The organism is Dorea sp. AM58-8, from assembly GCF_003464045.1.
Classification (GTDB): domain Bacteria; phylum Bacillota; class Clostridia; order Lachnospirales; family Lachnospiraceae; genus Claveliimonas; species Claveliimonas ammoniilytica.
On sequence record NZ_QSDM01000004.1, the window covers coordinates 122,269 to 139,516 of the forward strand.

The following is a 17,248-nucleotide window of genomic DNA, read 5'->3' on the forward strand; positions in this document are numbered from 1 at the left end:
TCATGAAAAATAAATTGAGTAAACGTGTCATGGCAGGATCAATGGCAGCAGTGCTTGCTGCGGTTGGAGCAGGAACTTATGGATTTGAACAGAAGTCCATGTCAGAAGTGAAGGCAGAAGAGGAAGATACAGAGACTTTGAAAGAGGCAGCGGAAACTGTCCTTGGCGATACAACAACAGAAAGTAATGGAGAAACTTACAAAGATGAATCTGTGTATGTAAATGCAGATGCATCCGGTAAGGTGAAAAAAACAACGGTTACAGAGTGGTTGAAAAATACCGAAAAAGGTTCTGTAGATGACGAAACAGTCCTGGAAGATGTAGAGAATGTAAAAGGTAATGAAAAATATAAAGAGGGATCAGATGATTCGATTGTCTGGGAATCAAAAGGAAAAGACATTTATTATCAGGGAACTACAGACGAAGAGCTTCCGGTAAATATGAGCATCACCTACAAACTGGACGGCAAAGAAATCTCTCCGAAGGATCTGGCCGGCAAGAGCGGAAAACTGGAGATGACAATCAACTATGAGAACAAATCCAAACAGAATGTAGATGTAGATGGACAACAGACAGAGATGTATACTCCATTTACCTTAGCAACAGCAATGATGCTTCCGACAGATGAGTATACGAATGTCACAATCGATAATGGAAAAATCGTATCTGACGGAGATAAAAATATCGTTGTAGGTGTTGCATTTCCGGGATTAAGTGAGGATCTTGGATTAGATAGTTCAAATCTGGATGTTGATATTCCAAGTAGTGTAACGATCACTGCTGATGTAACGGATGTGAGTGTAGGAGCAACTTATACCATGGCATCTGCGAACTTGTTAGACAGCATCGGTCTGGACGATGTAGACAGCTTCGATGATCTGGATGATTCCATTAATAAACTGGAAGATGCAACCAATCAGCTGGTAGACGGATCAAAAGAACTGGCAGAGGGTACAAACACACTGAACGGCAAGAGTGGAGAATTGATCAGCGGTGTGGATAAGCTGGCAGATGGAGTGACAGCATATACGGATGGAGTCGCAGGCGTAGCGGATGGAGCAAATGCAATAAATTCTAATATGGCACTGGTTAAGAATGGCGTAAGTGCAGCGGTAGAAGGAACTGGCAAGTTGGCAACAGGTGTTTCTGGTGTGCAGAGTGGACTTAATACAGTGGCATCAGGCATTAATACGGCTATAGACAACTTGAATAAGTCCGGTGAAAATATTAAGGGACTGGCAAATCAGACAGCATTAACGGATAAAGAAAAACAACAGATTGTCAGTAATGTATCTGCCGGTCTTGACCAGGCTGGATTGAGTAAGGAGCAGAAAGATGCTGTAGATACCGCGATAGCTAGTGCGGTAAATGCGGCTTCAGATGAGACGAACAAAAAAGTGGCATATGCAGCAAACGAGTACAGTGAAGGAATGTCAGGTGCTGCATCTCAGTTGAGTGCCGCATCATCAGCTTTGACAACAGTAGATCCGGCAAATCCGACAGCTACAGTTGCTGGTGGAGTTGCAGCAGTTAGTGCAGGTATTGATGAATTACAGACAAAGCTTGGAACCGGAACAGCAGACCAGCCGGGACTTACAACGGGAGTTGAAGCATTAGCATCCGGAGTGAGTCAGCTTGCAGACGGAGCTAATGAATTAAATCAGAAGAGCAGTACCCTGAAATCCGGTATGTCTACATTGAAGAATGGCGGTGAACAGCTTGTGAGCGGTGTTGGCGTGTTGGCATCCGGAGCAGATACATTGGCAAGTGGAATTGCAGAGTATAAGTCAGAGGCAATTGACAAACTGGCAGATGCTTTTGGTGGAGATATCGGAAAAGTAACATCAAGAATTAATGCGATGAAAGAACTCAGTGAGGATTACAAATCATATGCCGGAATCAAAGACGGAATGAATGGTAGTACGAAGTTTATCATCGAAACAGAAGCTGTAAGTAAATAATTGCTAATTACAATAATAAAAGGAGAAGTCGTGCATGAAGTGATTCGTGCACGGCTTCTCCTTTCTGCATTACTGATGATTTATCGTAATCTTCGTTTTAACATCTCTGGATTGGTTGCGTAGGTCAGGGCCGTTTCTTCGGTAATTTTACCGTCTTTATATAATCCAAGAAGACTTGTGTCCATAGAAATCAGGTCATTATTCGCAGAGGAATAGATCAAACCGTCAATCTGTGGGATTTTGTTATCGCGGATCATATTGCGAATTGCCGGGGTAACGGTCATGATTTCAAATGCAGGTACCTGTCTGCCATCGGTGGAAGGTACTAATTGCTGAGAAACGACTGCCTGAAGTACCATGGATAACTGGACTGCGATCTGACGCTGCTGGTTCGGTGGGAATACGTCAATGATTCGGTCAATGGTATTGGCCGCACCGATGGTATGCAGTGTAGAGAAGATCAGGTGACCGGTCTCGGCAGCAGTCATGGCTACCTGTGTAGTCTCATAGTCACGCATTTCTCCGAGGAGAATGACATCTGGGCTCTGTCGCAGAGATGCGCGAAGAGCAGTAACGTAGCTCTCAGTGTCGGCATTAATCTCTCGCTGGCTGACGATGCTCTTATCATGCCGGTGCAGGTATTCCAACGGATCTTCCAATGTAATGATATGTTTTTCCTGTGTGTGATTAATATGGTCAATAATACACGCCAGTGTAGTGGATTTACCATTGCCGGCCGGTCCGGTTACCAGAACAAGTCCCTTGGAATAATCGGCAAGATTAATGATGCGTTCTGGAATGTGTCTTTCGCGGCGATCCGGAAGTTCAAAAGAAATGACACGGATAACGGCAGAAAGTGATCCGCGCTGTTTGAAAGCACTGACACGGAAGCGAGACAGATTCTGAACAGAGAATGAAAAGTCATCGTCTCCGGTGCGGATTAGAGTGTCCATATCACGATTATCGGCCAGCTGATAAATCTGCTTCAGAAGAAGGTGTGTATCGTCTGGCATCAGGCGTTCGCTATTTTCCATGATGATACTTCCGTTCAGTCGGATCGAAGCCGGGCGTCCGGCTACGATAAAGATATCGGATGCATGCAGGGCAACTGCTTTTTTCAGTAATTGCTGAGTAGTGAGATCCATAAAGTCCTCCTTATATGTGTGTATTATAAGATATAAGCATTTGTTATTTGTTCATGAGATTAAGGGAATTATCGCCGTTCCATTCGCGGGTTGCAATGACCTGCCAGGCTGAGATCTGGTACAGCACCGGCTGTGAAATTTCAGATGTATCTTGTGATGTGTCTGATGCATCTCCGGTCGCATTAGCCGGATAGAGCACATCGAGACTGACCTGTAGTGCCTGTGAGTCACTGAGATCATTTTTCCAGGACAAAGTCATTCCGGAGTCTGTTTCTGATAAAGAGACACCTGTAGCATCTGCATAATGAGCACGGATTATATCATAATAAGATGCCTGGTCGGGCGCGTCTCGCCATGCGGTCTGCAGGACTTCGTCAATGGAAGCAAGCTGCTCCTCGGCTTGATTCGATGCTTCATAATAATCGTGGACATGAGTGGCGGATTTTTTCGCAGCCTGATGATCGGTTACGGCAGTTGATAAGGTAGAAACTCAGACAGAAGAGAGCACTGATGCTGAAACGGAAGAAGTACAGAAACCTGGAGTATCAGAACAGGATATAGATGAAGAGAATGGCATTGCATTGATGTCAATCTCTGGACCAACATCTGTAGAAGTTGGAAGTACAATTACACTTACCAGTGATCGTGGCGGCAATTATGATAAGTGGAGCGTTAGCGATGATAATAAAGCATCGATTACTGCTAATGCGAATAACAGTACCAGTGCAGTGCTTACTGGAAAAAAGGCGGGCAATGTAACCGTAACTCATTCCTGGTATAGTAGATATCTCGGTTATTGGTATGAACAAAGTGAGACATTTGATGTAACAGTAACAAAGAAAGCAATGACCAGAATTTATGTGTATGTTAAGTTAAATGTCGCAGCTGGTGTAAGTACCAGTGGATGGAACATTAACAAAGATGGATGGTATACGATAGGATATGTAGATGTCTCCAGCGACAGTGTTCCAGCAGCGGATGAGAAGAATTTGGACAGGTATTATCCGGAATATAGTTCAGCAGTACAGGCAGCACTTGGTAATATTCATTATTATTCAGGAAATCAGTCGGTATCACAGGGCATTGACCTGCAGGGAAGCAATGTGAATTGGTCAGCAAGCGGATATGGGCTTAAAATTGCAAGCGGAGCATCTGATTACGGTAATGAGACTGGTTCCACAAAACAGTGGCATCTGGATGGGTTGCTTACAATTAAGAAGATTGAAAAGCATAACGTTACGATTAACTATGTATATGAAGATGGAAGCAAAGCAGCAGATTCTGTAATTTTTAAGGATGTAGAGACTGGAAAGTCTGTGAGCCAGACATCGCCGAATATCGAAGGATATACAGCAGATCAGGAAAAAGTTACAGTTACAGTTTTGAAAGATGATGTAACAGTAACGGTAACTTATAAGAAGAATTATCCAAAAGAAAAGATCACAATCAAAGCCGGAAGTGCTGAGAAAGTATATGACGGAACCCCTCTTACTGAAGAAAAGTATACTTATACGCAAGGTATCCTGTTAGATGGAGATGTACTTACAGCAACGACAAGCGGAAGCCGTACAGAGGTGGGAACTTCATATAACGTTATTGCCGGAACTGCTTACAGCATTAAACACGGTGATAAAGATGTGACATCTAAGTATAATGTGGGACTTGAAAGTGGAACACTGACGGTAAAACCTCAAAGTATTGTGCCGGAGAATCCGAATTACAGAGGTGTAACAGTCAATAAACCATCAGATAAGACTTATGATGGAAAAGAACATAAGTGGACACCGACTGTAAAAGACGGAGATAAGACTCTTGTAGAGGGAACTGACTACACGGTAAGTTACAACAAGACTGATTACACAAATGTAACAGGAGCAATTGAAGTAACGATCACAGGTATCGGAAACTACAGCGGAAGCGTAGTGAAGAGTTACCAGATCCTGCCAAGAAAGTACAGCATCAAGACGGAATCAGCCAGCAAGGCATACGATGGAGAAGCCTTGACAGCAGGCGGTAAAGTCAGCGGACTGGTGGAAGGTGAGACCGTAGACTTTAAGACGACAGGAAGCCAGACAGTTGTAGGAAACAGCGAGAATAGCTATGAACTGAAATGGACAGGAAGTGCAAAGAAGTCTAACTACGAGCTTGAGAAAAAAGAAGTAGGAACCCTTTCCGTAACAGAGAGTACGAAGGAAGTTGTAGTAACAACAACAGGCGAGACTCATGTTTATGATGGAAAGGCCCATGGAGCAACCGTTACAGTAACAGGACTGCCGAAAGGCTACCAGGTAACAAAAGCAGTATCCAATGCAACAGCAACAGACGTTACACCAGAAGCCGGAGTGGAAGCGACAGCAGATAAGCTTGTGATCGTGAATACAAAGGGTAAAGATGTAACAAAGGATCTGAAGATTACTTATAATAATGGTACGATCAAGATCACAAAGGCTCCAGTGACTATCAATACACCGGATGCAAGCAAGGTATACGACGGAACACCGTTGACAGCAGCCGGAACAATCGATGGAATTGTAAAGGGAGAGACCGTAAGCTTCAAGACAACAGGAACCATTACCAATAAGGGAACCAAAAAGAACAGTTATGAACTGAAGTGGGATGGAACCGCAAAGGAAAGCAACTACGAAGTGAAAGACAGTGTGGGAACACTGAAGATCACAGAGCAGAGTATTGTACCGGAGAATCCGAATTACAGAGGTGTAACAGTCAATAAACCATCAGATAAAACTTATGATGGAAAAGAACATAAGTGGACACCAACCGTAAAAGATGGGGATAAAGTTCTTGTAGAAGGAACTGACTACACGGTAAGTTACAACAAGACTGATTACACAAATGTAACAGGAGCAATTGAAGTAACGATCACAGGTATCGGAAACTACAGCGGAAGCGTGACAAGAACTTACCAGATCACACCAGTAGACGTGACTATCACAACTGACAGCGATAATAAGCCTTATGATGGAACACCATTGACAGCGGATGGCCGTATCGAAGGTCTTGTAAATGATGAAGAGGTAAGTTTTGCAGTAACCGGAAGTCAGACAGCGGTAGGAAGCAGTGACAATACTTATACACTTGTATGGGATAAGACTGCAAAAGAGACTAACTACAATATAGCGAGTGTATCTGTTGGAACGCTGACAGTTACAGAGTCGGCAGCTGAAATTGTAGTAACAACGACCGGAGGAACATTTACATACGATGGACAGCCACATGGTGCGACTGTAAGTGTAAGTACTCTTCCAACAGGTTATACATTGAAGACAGCTGCATCTACTGCAACAGCAACAAATGTTGCAGATGGTGAAGTAACTGCGACAGCAGATCAGCTTGTTATAGTGAATGCTGCTGGTGAAGATGTAACAGCTAAGCTCAATATTACTTATAATAATGGTACAATTAAGATTATTCCAAAGGCAGCAACTGTAACTACAGACTCAGCAGAGAAAGTTTACGATGGAACACCACTTACAGCACCGGGTAGAATTGAAGGACTTGTAGAGGGTGAGAATGTAACTCTTACAATGACTGGAAATCAGACGGTTAAAGGCGAAAGTGCTAATAATTATGAGTTAACATGGGATCAGAATGCAGTTTCAGGTAACTATACGATAACCGATTCTGTTGGTACATTGAAAGTAACAGAACAGAGCCTTGATCCGAAGGATCCAGAGTCATATAGGAATGTTCAGATCGATGATCCGGAGAATAAGACTTACAATGGTGCTGAACAGAAGTGGGCACCGACTGTTACGGATGCGAAAGGTAATGTACTTGTAGAGGGTACAGATTATACAGTATCTTATGATAAAGATGATTTCACTAATGTAACAGGAGCAATCAAAGCAACAATCACTGGTATAGGTAACTATAAGGGAACAGTAGAGAAAAGTTATCAGATTCTGCCAAGAGAACTGTCAGTTACAACAGATAGTGATGAAAAGGTATATGATGGTGAACCTCTGACTGCAGGCGGCAGTGTAGATGGTCTTGTGGCTGGAGAAGAGTTAACACTCAGAACAACCGGAAAACAGACAGAAGTTGGTAAGAGTAACAATACTTATGAAATAGTATGGGATAAGACAGCTCAGGAAAGAAACTACAAGGTGACTGGAGAAAAGCTTGGAACGCTGGAAGTTACACCGCAGTCCATTAATCCGGGTCCAAATCCTGAGAAGCCAGATCCATCTTATGATGGTATCCAGATTGATAGCCCATCTAATGTAGAATACGATGGACAGGCTCATAAGTGGTCACCGGCTGTAACTGACAAGAATGGTAATGCGCTTACAGAAGGTACCGACTACGAAGTAAGCTACGATAAGAAAGACTTCAAAGATGTTAAGACGATTACAGTTACAATTACCGGAAAAGGTAACTATACTGGCACAGTCACAAGAGTATACAACATTTTTGCTGCTCCGTTGATTATTAGAACTGAGAAAGCTGAGAAGACTTATGATGGCAAGCCATTGACCAATGAGAACATGACGATCGAAGGTCTGAAGAATCGTGAAGTTGTAGCTCATAAGACGACAGGAACTCAGACAGAAGTTGGCAATAGTGATAACACCTATGAGTTGGATTGGGAGAGCAAAGAAACAACAGCAAAAGAATCTAACTACATTATTAAGGAAGTGTCACTTGGCAAACTGGTAGTCAAAGAGACAGAAGATGAAATCGTAGTAACAACAACCGGAGGAACATTCACATACGATGGACAGCCACATGGCGCAACAGTAGAAGTAAGTGAACTCCCAGAAGGATATACACTGCAGACAGCAGAGTCTGATGCAACAGCAACAGATGTAACGACAGAAGCGGTGACAGCGGACGCAGACAGACTGGTAATTGTGAATGCAGCGGGCGTAGATGTAACAGCTAATCTTAAGATTACGAGAGTAACAGGAGAGATTGTTGTTAATCCTGCAACTGTAACAGTTACTACTCCAAATGCAAGCAAGGTATATGATGGAACACCGCTGACGGCAGCCGGAACAATTACCGGACTGGTAAATGGTGAAACTGTTTCATTTGCAACAACAGGAACCATTACTAATGTAGGAACGGCAACCAACAGCTATTCCCTGGTATGGAATCAGACAGCGAAAGAAACGAACTACACAGTTAGTGAGAATCTTGGAACGCTGACTGTAACAGCACCGACTAATAATAATCCATCAGTTACACCAACCCCACCGGCAACACCGTCGGATAACCCGGGCGTACTGGATAGGGTTGTAGATACAATCAAAGACGTAGCAGCAGACGTACAGGAAGTATTCAGCTCAGATGATGGAGATGTGCCGTTGGCTAACCAGAATTTGGATGAGCATAAGTGCTGTATCCTTCATTTCCTGATCATGTTGCTGACAGCAATTCTTTACGGATTCTTCACACACAACATGAAGAAGAGACAGAAGAAGAATTTTGAACTTCGCGAAGAACTGGATACCGAACTGGTAAAGAGAGGACTTCCAACTTCAAAGGAGCAGAAGAATAGCTAAGGAACAGCAAATGATGAAAAGGAGGTAAGCATATGCGTTATTTTGAATTTGTGCATAATTTGGGAATACATTCCTGGGATATACCGGCATTGATTGTTGCAGTGATTCTGGTTGTTATGATATTGGTTCATCGTCATAATCAGAAGAAACGTGAAAAAGATTTTGAGGAGGAACTGGATCAAAAGATCCAGGACCTCCGAGAAGAACTGGACAAAAAACCTGCACAGGAAGTATAATAAAAGGAGGGAACATATATGTCATATATTTTTGAACATACAAGACTCGGCTTTTGCTGGTGGGACCTTCTTGCATTGGTTATTCTGGTAATCGTGGTTGTTGCATTTGCGGTAAAGCGCAGCAAGTTAAAAGACGAACAGGATGAACTGGAAGATCAGTTATCTGAACTGTATGCGGAAGATTCAGTTGAGGCAGATAAGGAACTTTAATGATGTGGGTACATCAGGAAGAGTATATTATTGTTAGGTGGGATCAGACGGCGGAGTAAGCTTGACCGCATGTTCAGTGAAAGCTGAGAGATCCTGAGTTATAAATGACCGTGGCAGGAGTTTCTGCTGCGGTCGTTTACCGTTATGATAAGCAATGGGGAAACTCGTGCGTTAGAAAGAAGGCGTTGGAATGGACATAGATGATATCAAGAAGAAGATTCTGGAAGATGTGGATCCGGAGACGAAGCGGAAAAGAGCGCATGAGAGGCGGGTTCAACGTTTCGTTATTGCACTGCAGTCAATTGCAGTAATTATTGTAGTTCTTCTGATATTTTATATGTTGATGGGCATATCGACCGTACAGGGGAATTCAATGTATCCGACATTGCATGACCAGGATGTGGTGATATATAAAAGGAAGAATACCGAATATCGTGTGGGAGATGTTGTCGCGATCAAACGACCGAATGGCGAAGAATATGTGAAACGTATTGTGGCAGTGGCCGGTGATACAGTGAATATCCAGAATGGCAAGATCTACGTCAATGGAGAAGAACTAGTGACAGAACAGGCAATCGGTGAGACTAATGCAAAGTCAGATGATATTACCTATCCATTGGTGGTAGATGATAAGCAGGTCTTTGTGCTTGGTGATAACCGGGAGATATCCAGAGATTCACGTGAGATAGGGACGGTGAAGATCGATGATATAAAAGGACGGATTGTCTGGTATATGGGTAAGATAAAATAATAGTGTATCTATAAGGCATATAGATATTATGGCAGGGCAGATCTTTTGATCTGTCCTGTTGTGCTACATTGCCATTTCGAAGAATTTGCGAAGTGTGTCTTCGGTTACTTCGTATGGTACTGGTTTTAATTTGCGTTCGTTTGCCATGATACCTTTAATGGCGGTATCGACCATATCCGGTGCTATTTCGAGTGGTCCGAGCAGAGTGTGGATCAGATTGGTGAATTCAGCGATATCTTTGCAGCCGATCAATTCTAGAACTTTTGCCTGTGTCTTAGGAGCGGCAGCGGCTACATAGCCCGGCTGGAAATATCCCACAGCCTGTCCATGTGGAATATGCATCTCGTAAGTGAGAAAATAGCTTAAACCATGTGGCAGGGTTGTGCCAGCATGGGTGATTGCCATACCTGCAAGTGTGGAGGTGAGCATCATGCGGTCACGGTCTTCATCTGTTACATGATCGCTCAGAAGGGCAGGTTTTACATCTTTCCAGAGTGCCATACCATATTCTGAGATCATACGGCTGAACGGGCTTGCACCAAGATTGATATAGCTTTCGATAAGATGACCAAGTGAATCTACAGATGTATTTACCAGGATCTTCTTAGGTGCGCTTGCCAGATATTTGCCATCCACTAATGCATACTGTGGAAAGATACGGTGTGGGATGCTGGACTTGGTGCGTTTGGCGTGGATTGTCAGCACGGAAATCGGTGTTACCTCAGAACCGGTTCCGCAGGTTGTAGGAACTTCTACGATTGGAAGTGCCGTGCTGTCTCCCTGTTGATAGAGATAGTCGGCATCCCTATCTTTGTGATAGATCATAAGGGCGATTGCCTTGGCTGCATCCATTGGAGAACCACCGCCGATACCGATGACGAAGTCGACATTTTCACGGATACCCATGTCGCGTACCTGCATAACCATTTCTATTGAAGGATTCTCCTCAGTACGGTCGAAGATACAGTAGGAGATGTGATGCGCATCTAATGAATCAGTCACATCTGCAAGGGCTCCGTTTTTCGCGGAACTGCGTCCAGTTACGATCAGGGCTTTGTGTCCGAGAGAGGTCCATTCGTCGCTGTAAGTTTTCACGCAGTTGTGTTCGCAATATACTTTTACTGGCATATGAAATTTCATGTATATTATGCTCCTTTCCTTTGTGGGATGATGAATTTATTTCTATTATTCTATCACATTTGGCTGCGAAAAGGCAGAGTACAAGATAAATTCATGTCGAACGTCGGGCAGCAATCGTGCCTGCACTTTACATGGATTTGACCTTATTTAACGAGAGGAAGATAGATAGGAAGATTTTATGGTACGGTGCGGATCGCTGTATGATCAGATGCATCTGTCGCAGAAGATCAAGGATAACAAAACAGGAATGACCTGTGAGGAACAGCTGCTTGCTCTCCGGTTCCTGGATACATATTTTGCAGAGGAAGTGCAGCCGCTTCTGTCGCCGCAGATTGTTGGTAAGAAACAGCCATTTCCGTTTCTGAAGAATAAGGATATCCATGCGGTAGTTGTGCTGGAAAAGAAAGGCCATGAAAAGCTTGGAATCGTACCGTGCAATATGGAAGTATTTCCGAGAATGGTAAAGATCCCGGGATATGAGAACCGGTATATGCTGATGGAGCAGATGGTAAAGCGCAGAAAGAAGTTATGTCCGATCAAATTGGAGTATAGCCGTCTGATGGATGATGCCGTGCTGAATCGTCTGGGCAAATATCTGGGGCTTAAGAAGAAGCAGATGTTTCATTCAGAAGCACCGTTAGACTTCTCTTTGAACCTGGCATTATAAAGTGACGTTTCGCATAGCTTGATATACCATCCCGTACCGGGGCAGGAGTGTGATCCTGCCCTGGTATACATGGAAGTAGATTTGGTATATCAGGGGATTCCATCAGATCTTATAATTTCTTATAATTCTATTGTTTCCAGATCTTCCGGAATGTAGAGATTACCGTGGTAATACTCGGTTCCTTCCGCGGTATATAATTCTTTTCTATGGGTAATATTTTTATCCTCTGTATGGTAAAGGAGGAGGTTTGATACATGTAATTCTTCGGCAAGCTCACAGGCATCCTTTACCGTAGAATGATGTTTCTCATACGGCGAAAAACGGTCTGCCTGGCTGTAGAGACAGAATGCTTCGTGCAGCAGCCACTTACTGTTCTCAGCGTATGGGCGCTCCGCATCATTATAAGGCTCATCACCGCAGCAGGTGAATTTGTCTCCATTGCCCATATTAAGGGTGAAGCCATATTGCTTTGCTTTGGTAGAATGAATATCGAAAAATGTAACATCTCTGTCCATGATTTTTCTGGTCTCACCGTCATGAACTGTGATCAGATGCAGACGATCCCCAATCATTTTTATCTGCTTTGGCTGTAATAATTTCTCTGCCATATCTTTTAGAAGTGCGATCACTTCATCGTGCCCATAAATAAATGCATCACCCTCGTAAGTTCCTTTATTCATATTCTGGCAGATCAGGCGCATCATCCAGACGATGCCGAGAATGTGGTCGATATGCTTGTGCGTGACAAAGATATCGCGCATATCCATCCAGTTCAGCCCGGCACGCTTCAACTGCTTGAGCACTTCGTTGCCGCCGCCTCCGTCTATCATAAAATATTTTCCTTCATCTTCTAATACAAAACAGGTGTTGTAACACTCTGTTACCAGGGCATTGCCTGTTCCTAACATGGTAATCTTCATAGTGTAGTCTCCTTGTGGTATAAGTATTTTTTAGTTTTACAGATTTTTAAAAGCAATAGTATCTGCCAATGACGGCTCCTTTGGAATCTGAACCGTGCCCAATGTAAGCAGTCTTAGCAATCGGAAGCTCTGATCCGGCAAATTCTTTGACCAGCGTGACTGCATCCGGCTGTACCTGCTCTTTTTCTATCTTAGTGAATGTGCCGAGCAGAATGCCATTCACCTGATCAAATGCATGAAGCTGCTTTAGTTGGCTTAAGAAGGTGATAAGCTGTGGGACGCTCGTGTTCAATGCTTCCAGCAGCAGGATTTTATCGTGAAGATCCGGCACATATTCGGTTCCGGCAAGCTTCAGAAAGCAGCGGATATTACCGCCGATCATAACACCTTCCATAGCAGTACCCTGGACGAAATGATAATCCAGATCATAGAGCTCATTACCATTCTTTTGCAGTGTGTTGATAAAATCGCGGCGCTGCACCTCACCGTGTCGATAAAGAAGGTTACGGATTTGATAAAGAACTGCTTCTTTGCCTGTCTTGGCATAAATAGCATTCAAAATCGTAGTCAGATCACTGTATCCGTAAAACTTTTTTTCAGAATTCCTGATCACTTCAAAATCCAGATAAGGCAGCAGTTCATTGGACATATCCCCACCGGATATGTCGAAGATCGATGTAATCGCAGGATCTGTATATAGCTGCATTAATTCCGCAGCGCGTTCTGATCCGGTGCCGTGAAGACCGTATGCTTCGGGATATATTTTAGGATATATACAATTACTGATGACTGGTTCATATCCGACATCACTTAAAATAGCGCACAGCCGATCCATATTGGACTGAAATTCAGGCTTCATGGGATCCGAGCAGGCTGTTATACCGATTTTTTCTTTCATGAGAGATCTCCGTGTGAAAACTGATAGTGGTTATTTTTCAGGAAATGTCAGACGCATCTGATACCAGGTGACATTACCGTGTACTGATTCAGAGATACCTTCATTTTCAAATCCAAAGCTGGCGTAATAATGAATCAATGCTTCTTTGCATGTGAGAACGAGACCTTTGCGACCCTGGGCTCTGGCATCTTCGATTGCCTGGCGGATCAGAAGACCTGCGTGTCCCTGTCTGCGATGGGAAGGAATCGTATTCACACCGAAGATCATCTGCCATGCGCCGTTCTCATCATGCAGGCTCGCGTTCTCGTACATGTCATCGGTCAGATCAGTCTGATCAGTCGTCATACCATCCACAAAAGCAATCAGCTTCTTGCCTTCAAAGAGAAGCCAGAAATGCTTTCCATATGCATGTACTCTGGCGGCGATCTCTTCTTCGGATGCTGCTTCTGCAGCCGGGAAGCATTCCCTTTCAACGGCTGTGAGAGCTGGGATATCTTCCTGGGAAGCATGCTTTATTATAAAATGATTTGCATTCATAATGTTGTGACCTCCAAAATGTTCTGAATAGATTTTAGCATGTAGCCGACATGGATTCAATCGAAAAACAAGAAAAAGTTGAAAATAATAGTTGACGAATAGAATATGTACATGTAGTATATATGTAATCCGATAGAAAAGATGAAAAACATTAAAAATACGCAAAAACATGAAATTACCGGGAAATGGAAAAATCGTATTTGAAACATTTTTAAATTGGATAATACATGGATATTGCAATATAAATGAAACTATTATATAATGAGGAGGAAATGGATGGACAAAAGAATGAATGATAATCTGATGGAGGATTATGAGTGTGAGAAATCATTCGGAGAGTTAGATCTTGTGGATGATTATATGTTTGATGTAGTAACGGAAGATTTGGAAAGCTGTAAGCTTATTCTGGAACTGGCAATGGGGATTCACATTAAGGAGATAAGATGGCGGGAGAACCAGAAAGTAATACATAACCTGCCGGGAAAGCGTGGCGCCAGACTGGATTTCTATGTGGAGACTGAAGAGGGTACCGTTTATGATGTGGAAATGCAAAAGAGAAAACGTGGCAATATTCCGAAACGTACCAGATTTTATCAGAGCTTGATTGATGCACCGATGTTGAAAAGTGGGGAAGAGAGTTTTGATAAGTTAAAACCATCGGTGATAGTTGTTATATGTGGCTTTGATCTGTATGGCTATGGTCAATATCGATATTCTTTCAGCAATCGTTGTCTGGAAGTTGATGATCTGGAATTAGGTGATGAGACTTCTAAGATTATATTAAATACAAAAGGCATGAATGATGAGGAAGAAGACTCGACGCTGATTAATTTTTTGCATTACGTAGAGAACAGCTCTGAAGAAGTATTGGAAGGAAACAGTGATCCGCGTCTTAAAAGACTCCATGAGATTATCGAATCAATACGATCAAATGCGGAAATGGAGGCACAGTATATGAAAGGGATCACGAGAGAGAGGGAGAAAATCGCAGATGCGAAAGCGGCAGGAGCACTTGAAATTTTGTTTAGCTTGTTAGATGAATTGGGTGAAATTCCAGACGATATGTGGGTACGGATGCGAGGAGAGATTGATTTGGACGTAATCAAGAAATGGAATCTTATTGCAGCTAAGGCATCGTCAATCGAAGAATTTCGGGAAAGAGCAGGACTGGATTAATCCCTCTGTGGTATACTATAGTTAATTTAACACAGGGAGGTATGATTATGGCTACACCACATAATACAGCAAACCCAGGCGATATTGCGGAGACAATTCTGCTTCCGGGAGATCCGCTCCGGGCGAAGTTCATTGCAGAAACCTATCTGGGAGACTTGGTTCAGTTTAATTCAGTACGGAATATGTTTGGATATACCGGAACATATAAAGGAAAGCGCATTTCTGTTATGGGGACGGGCATGGGAATGCCTTCAATGGGAATATACAGTCATGAGTTGATCCACGTATATGGAGTGAAGAATCTGATTCGGATTGGTTCCTGTGGAGCAATACGGGGAGATATTCTGTTGGGAGATATTATCATGGCGCAGGCATCCTGCACAGACAGTAATTATGCACATCAGTATCAGCTGCCGGGCACATTCAGTGCGATCGCGGATTTCGGTCTTTTAAGTACAGCAAAAGAAGCTGCTGACCGATTGCAGGCAGTCAGTCATGTGGGCAATGTATTGTCTTCGGATCTGTTTTATACAGAGACTCCGGAATGGAAACGTTGGGCAGAGCTTGGCGTGCTTGGCATAGAGATGGAGAGCTATGCATTATACTGTGAGGCAGCACGGGCTGGGGTGAAAGCACTGGGAATATTTACCGTATCGGATTCGATCGTAAATGGAGAATCGCTCAGTGCCGAAGAACGACAGAATGGATTCAGACAGATGATGGAGATTGCATTGGAGACAGCGGTATGTCAGTAAAACCTACGATATTGATTTATAATTTTACGGATAGAAAGAGAAAGAATAAGATCCAGGCATTTTGCGGAATGCATGGGATAAGAGTAAAGATGGTTGCTAAAGAAGACTACGGAAGAGCAATCCGTACTCTTTTTGAGGCATCGTCGGAAGTACCGGATGGCGATTGTAAACAGGAAGTTCTGGAAAGTTTTGACGATGAGATGCTGGTGATATGCCAGCTTGGCAGGCAGATGGATCTGCTGCTTAATTATCTGCGCAAAGAAAGAGTGTATATACCGTTAAAAGCGGTGCTGACACCGGTGAATCAGGAATGGAATTCTGTAAGATTATATCATGAGATTAAAAGTGAACATGAGCAGATGACCGGACAGCCTCTTAAAAAATAGAGAGGATCAGTCCGGCTGCTACTGCAAAGAAGTAAAGGAGACCTACGATTTTAAGGTCTTCTTTACGATTTTTATCGACTTCGAACAGGACAACGAGTCCGACACCTGCATTGGTGCAGAGACCAGCAACGACAGAAGCAAAAGACAGTGTTCCACTAAGGTATAATTCTGTCAGTACTACGGATGCTGCACAGTTTGGAATAAATCCGATCAGTGCGGCCAGAAATGGCTGCAACAGGCTCCCGCTTAACAGAATGGTTGAAAGTGTATGCAGATCTGCATAAGCAATAATCAGATTCAATAAGCCTGAGAATACAAAAATGTATGCAAAAAGCTTCAGTGTATGCTTGAATGCCGGAAGTACAATGCCGTGATGCTCATGGCAGCCACAGTGGTCGCAGAGATCACCGAAGTGCTTTGGTGTGGAGATTCGCTTCGCCAGAAACAAATCTGTGATATAACCGGCAATTACAGCGATGAGCAGTTTTGCTGTCAACAGTGTCCAGATACTTCCTGCGCTTTCCGGGTGACCGAGCAGAAGCAGGATCGCTTCATCGGAAGTCGCCAGAAAGACAGCAAGCATTGTACCCAGGGATACGACACCGCTGGAATACAGATTCGCAGACATAACGGAGAATCCGCACTGTGGGATACAGCCAAGGATAGCACCGACTAACGGACCCGCTTTATTAATCTTTATCAGTGCCTGATTGATAAATGTTGTTGAGTAATGTTCCAGAGTCTCGATCAGCAGAAATGCCGCAAATAAAAAAGGCAGCATATGCAGGCTGTCTGATACGGTATCCTGGAGAACATCCAGAAATATATTCATAAGTAACCTTCTTTCTTATTATTAAACTGGTTTAGGAATATCTTTTTTATACTACCAAGTTTCAGAGGAAATGTCAAATGAATGATACGATTTCTCTATAATAGGA

Annotated in this window: 16 protein-coding genes; 9 read left to right on the forward strand and 7 right to left on the reverse strand. The window is 43.3% G+C overall.

Features of this window, described 5'->3' with window-relative positions; genetic code table 11:
• Positions 1-2 precede the first annotated feature (2 nt).
• A complete protein-coding gene (locus DXA18_RS04925; RefSeq protein WP_118382943.1) occupies positions 3-1,961 on the forward strand; it encodes a hypothetical protein in 1,959 nt (652 codons plus the stop codon).
• An 80-nt stretch (positions 1,962-2,041) separates the two neighbouring features.
• Here DXA18_RS04925 and DXA18_RS04930 read toward each other — a convergent pair whose 3' ends face one another.
• Both DXA18_RS04930 and DXA18_RS04935 read right to left on the reverse strand, forming a co-directional pair.
• Complete coding sequence (locus tag DXA18_RS04930; protein WP_118382944.1) at positions 2,042-3,106, reverse strand: type IV pilus twitching motility protein PilT; 1,065 nt, start codon at positions 3,104-3,106, stop codon at positions 2,042-2,044.
• 43 nt (positions 3,107-3,149) lie between these two features.
• A complete protein-coding gene (locus DXA18_RS04935; protein ID WP_118382945.1) occupies positions 3,150-3,365 on the reverse strand; it encodes a hypothetical protein in 216 nt (71 codons plus the stop codon).
• A gap of 325 nt (positions 3,366-3,690) precedes the next feature.
• On the opposite strand from DXA18_RS04935, the gene DXA18_RS04940 reads away from it, so the two are divergent.
• The 4 genes from DXA18_RS04940 (at position 3,691) to lepB (ending at position 9,831) form a co-directional block, all read left to right on the forward strand.
• Positions 3,691-8,634, forward strand: a complete 4,944-nt coding sequence (locus DXA18_RS04940; RefSeq protein WP_118382946.1) for an MBG domain-containing protein — start codon at positions 3,691-3,693, stop codon at positions 8,632-8,634.
• A 32-nt stretch (positions 8,635-8,666) separates the two neighbouring features.
• The gene (locus tag DXA18_RS04945) at positions 8,667-8,870 is read left to right on the forward strand and encodes a hypothetical protein (RefSeq protein WP_118382947.1); all 204 of its coding nucleotides are present in this window, start codon (positions 8,667-8,669) and stop codon (positions 8,868-8,870) included.
• A gap of 18 nt (positions 8,871-8,888) precedes the next feature.
• On the forward strand, positions 8,889-9,080 hold the full coding sequence (locus DXA18_RS04950; RefSeq protein WP_118382948.1) for a hypothetical protein: 192 nt from the start codon (positions 8,889-8,891) through the stop codon (positions 9,078-9,080).
• A gap of 190 nt (positions 9,081-9,270) precedes the next feature.
• Positions 9,271-9,831, forward strand: coding sequence for a signal peptidase I (lepB, locus tag DXA18_RS04955; protein ID WP_118382949.1), 561 nt, complete (start codon positions 9,271-9,273; stop codon positions 9,829-9,831).
• A gap of 63 nt (positions 9,832-9,894) precedes the next feature.
• Here the strand turns inward: lepB and DXA18_RS04960 are convergent, their stop codons facing one another.
• Positions 9,895-10,971 carry an iron-containing alcohol dehydrogenase family protein gene (locus DXA18_RS04960; RefSeq protein ID WP_118382950.1) on the reverse strand — a complete coding sequence of 359 codons (1,077 nt, stop codon included), beginning with the start codon at positions 10,969-10,971 and terminating at the stop codon, positions 9,895-9,897.
• Positions 10,972-11,149: 178 nt separating this feature from the next.
• On the opposite strand from DXA18_RS04960, the gene DXA18_RS04965 reads away from it, so the two are divergent.
• Positions 11,150-11,638: a hypothetical protein gene (locus DXA18_RS04965; protein WP_118382951.1), complete on the forward strand. Its 489-nt coding sequence runs from the start codon at positions 11,150-11,152 to the stop codon at positions 11,636-11,638.
• A 119-nt stretch (positions 11,639-11,757) separates the two neighbouring features.
• Here DXA18_RS04965 and DXA18_RS04970 read toward each other — a convergent pair whose 3' ends face one another.
• Genes DXA18_RS04970 through DXA18_RS04980 form a run of 3 tightly spaced genes read right to left on the reverse strand, consistent with a single transcriptional unit; the run spans position 11,758 to position 13,993 of the window.
• Positions 11,758-12,558 (reverse strand): MBL fold metallo-hydrolase, encoded by an 801-nt coding sequence (locus tag DXA18_RS04970; RefSeq protein WP_118382952.1) that lies wholly within the window; start codon positions 12,556-12,558, stop codon positions 11,758-11,760.
• A 46-nt stretch (positions 12,559-12,604) separates the two neighbouring features.
• Entirely contained in the window at positions 12,605-13,456 is an 852-nt protein-coding gene (locus tag DXA18_RS04975) for an LD-carboxypeptidase (RefSeq protein WP_118382953.1), read from the reverse strand.
• 30 nt (positions 13,457-13,486) lie between these two features.
• Positions 13,487-13,993: a GNAT family N-acetyltransferase gene (locus DXA18_RS04980; protein ID WP_118382954.1), complete on the reverse strand. Its 507-nt coding sequence runs from the start codon at positions 13,991-13,993 to the stop codon at positions 13,487-13,489.
• 276 nt (positions 13,994-14,269) lie between these two features.
• Here DXA18_RS04980 and DXA18_RS04985 point away from each other — a divergent pair, with 276 nt between their 5' ends.
• From DXA18_RS04985 to DXA18_RS04995, 3 genes are read left to right on the forward strand one after another with little or no spacing between them, the layout of a single operon-like run.
• Complete coding sequence (locus DXA18_RS04985; protein ID WP_118382955.1) at positions 14,270-15,169, forward strand: Rpn family recombination-promoting nuclease/putative transposase; 900 nt, start codon at positions 14,270-14,272, stop codon at positions 15,167-15,169.
• A gap of 47 nt (positions 15,170-15,216) precedes the next feature.
• The gene (gene deoD / locus DXA18_RS04990) at positions 15,217-15,924 is read left to right on the forward strand and encodes a purine-nucleoside phosphorylase (RefSeq protein ID WP_118382956.1); all 708 of its coding nucleotides are present in this window, start codon (positions 15,217-15,219) and stop codon (positions 15,922-15,924) included.
• Complete coding sequence (locus DXA18_RS04995) at positions 15,915-16,310, forward strand: DUF3783 domain-containing protein (protein WP_118382957.1); 396 nt, start codon at positions 15,915-15,917, stop codon at positions 16,308-16,310. Before deoD ends, DXA18_RS04995 begins: the two co-directional genes overlap by 10 nt.
• On the opposite strand, the gene DXA18_RS05000 is transcribed toward DXA18_RS04995, so the two are convergent.
• Positions 16,300-17,142: a putative manganese transporter gene (locus tag DXA18_RS05000; protein WP_118382958.1), complete on the reverse strand. Its 843-nt coding sequence runs from the start codon at positions 17,140-17,142 to the stop codon at positions 16,300-16,302. The genes DXA18_RS04995 and DXA18_RS05000 overlap by 11 nt on opposite strands.
• Positions 17,143-17,248: the final 106 nt, after the last annotated feature.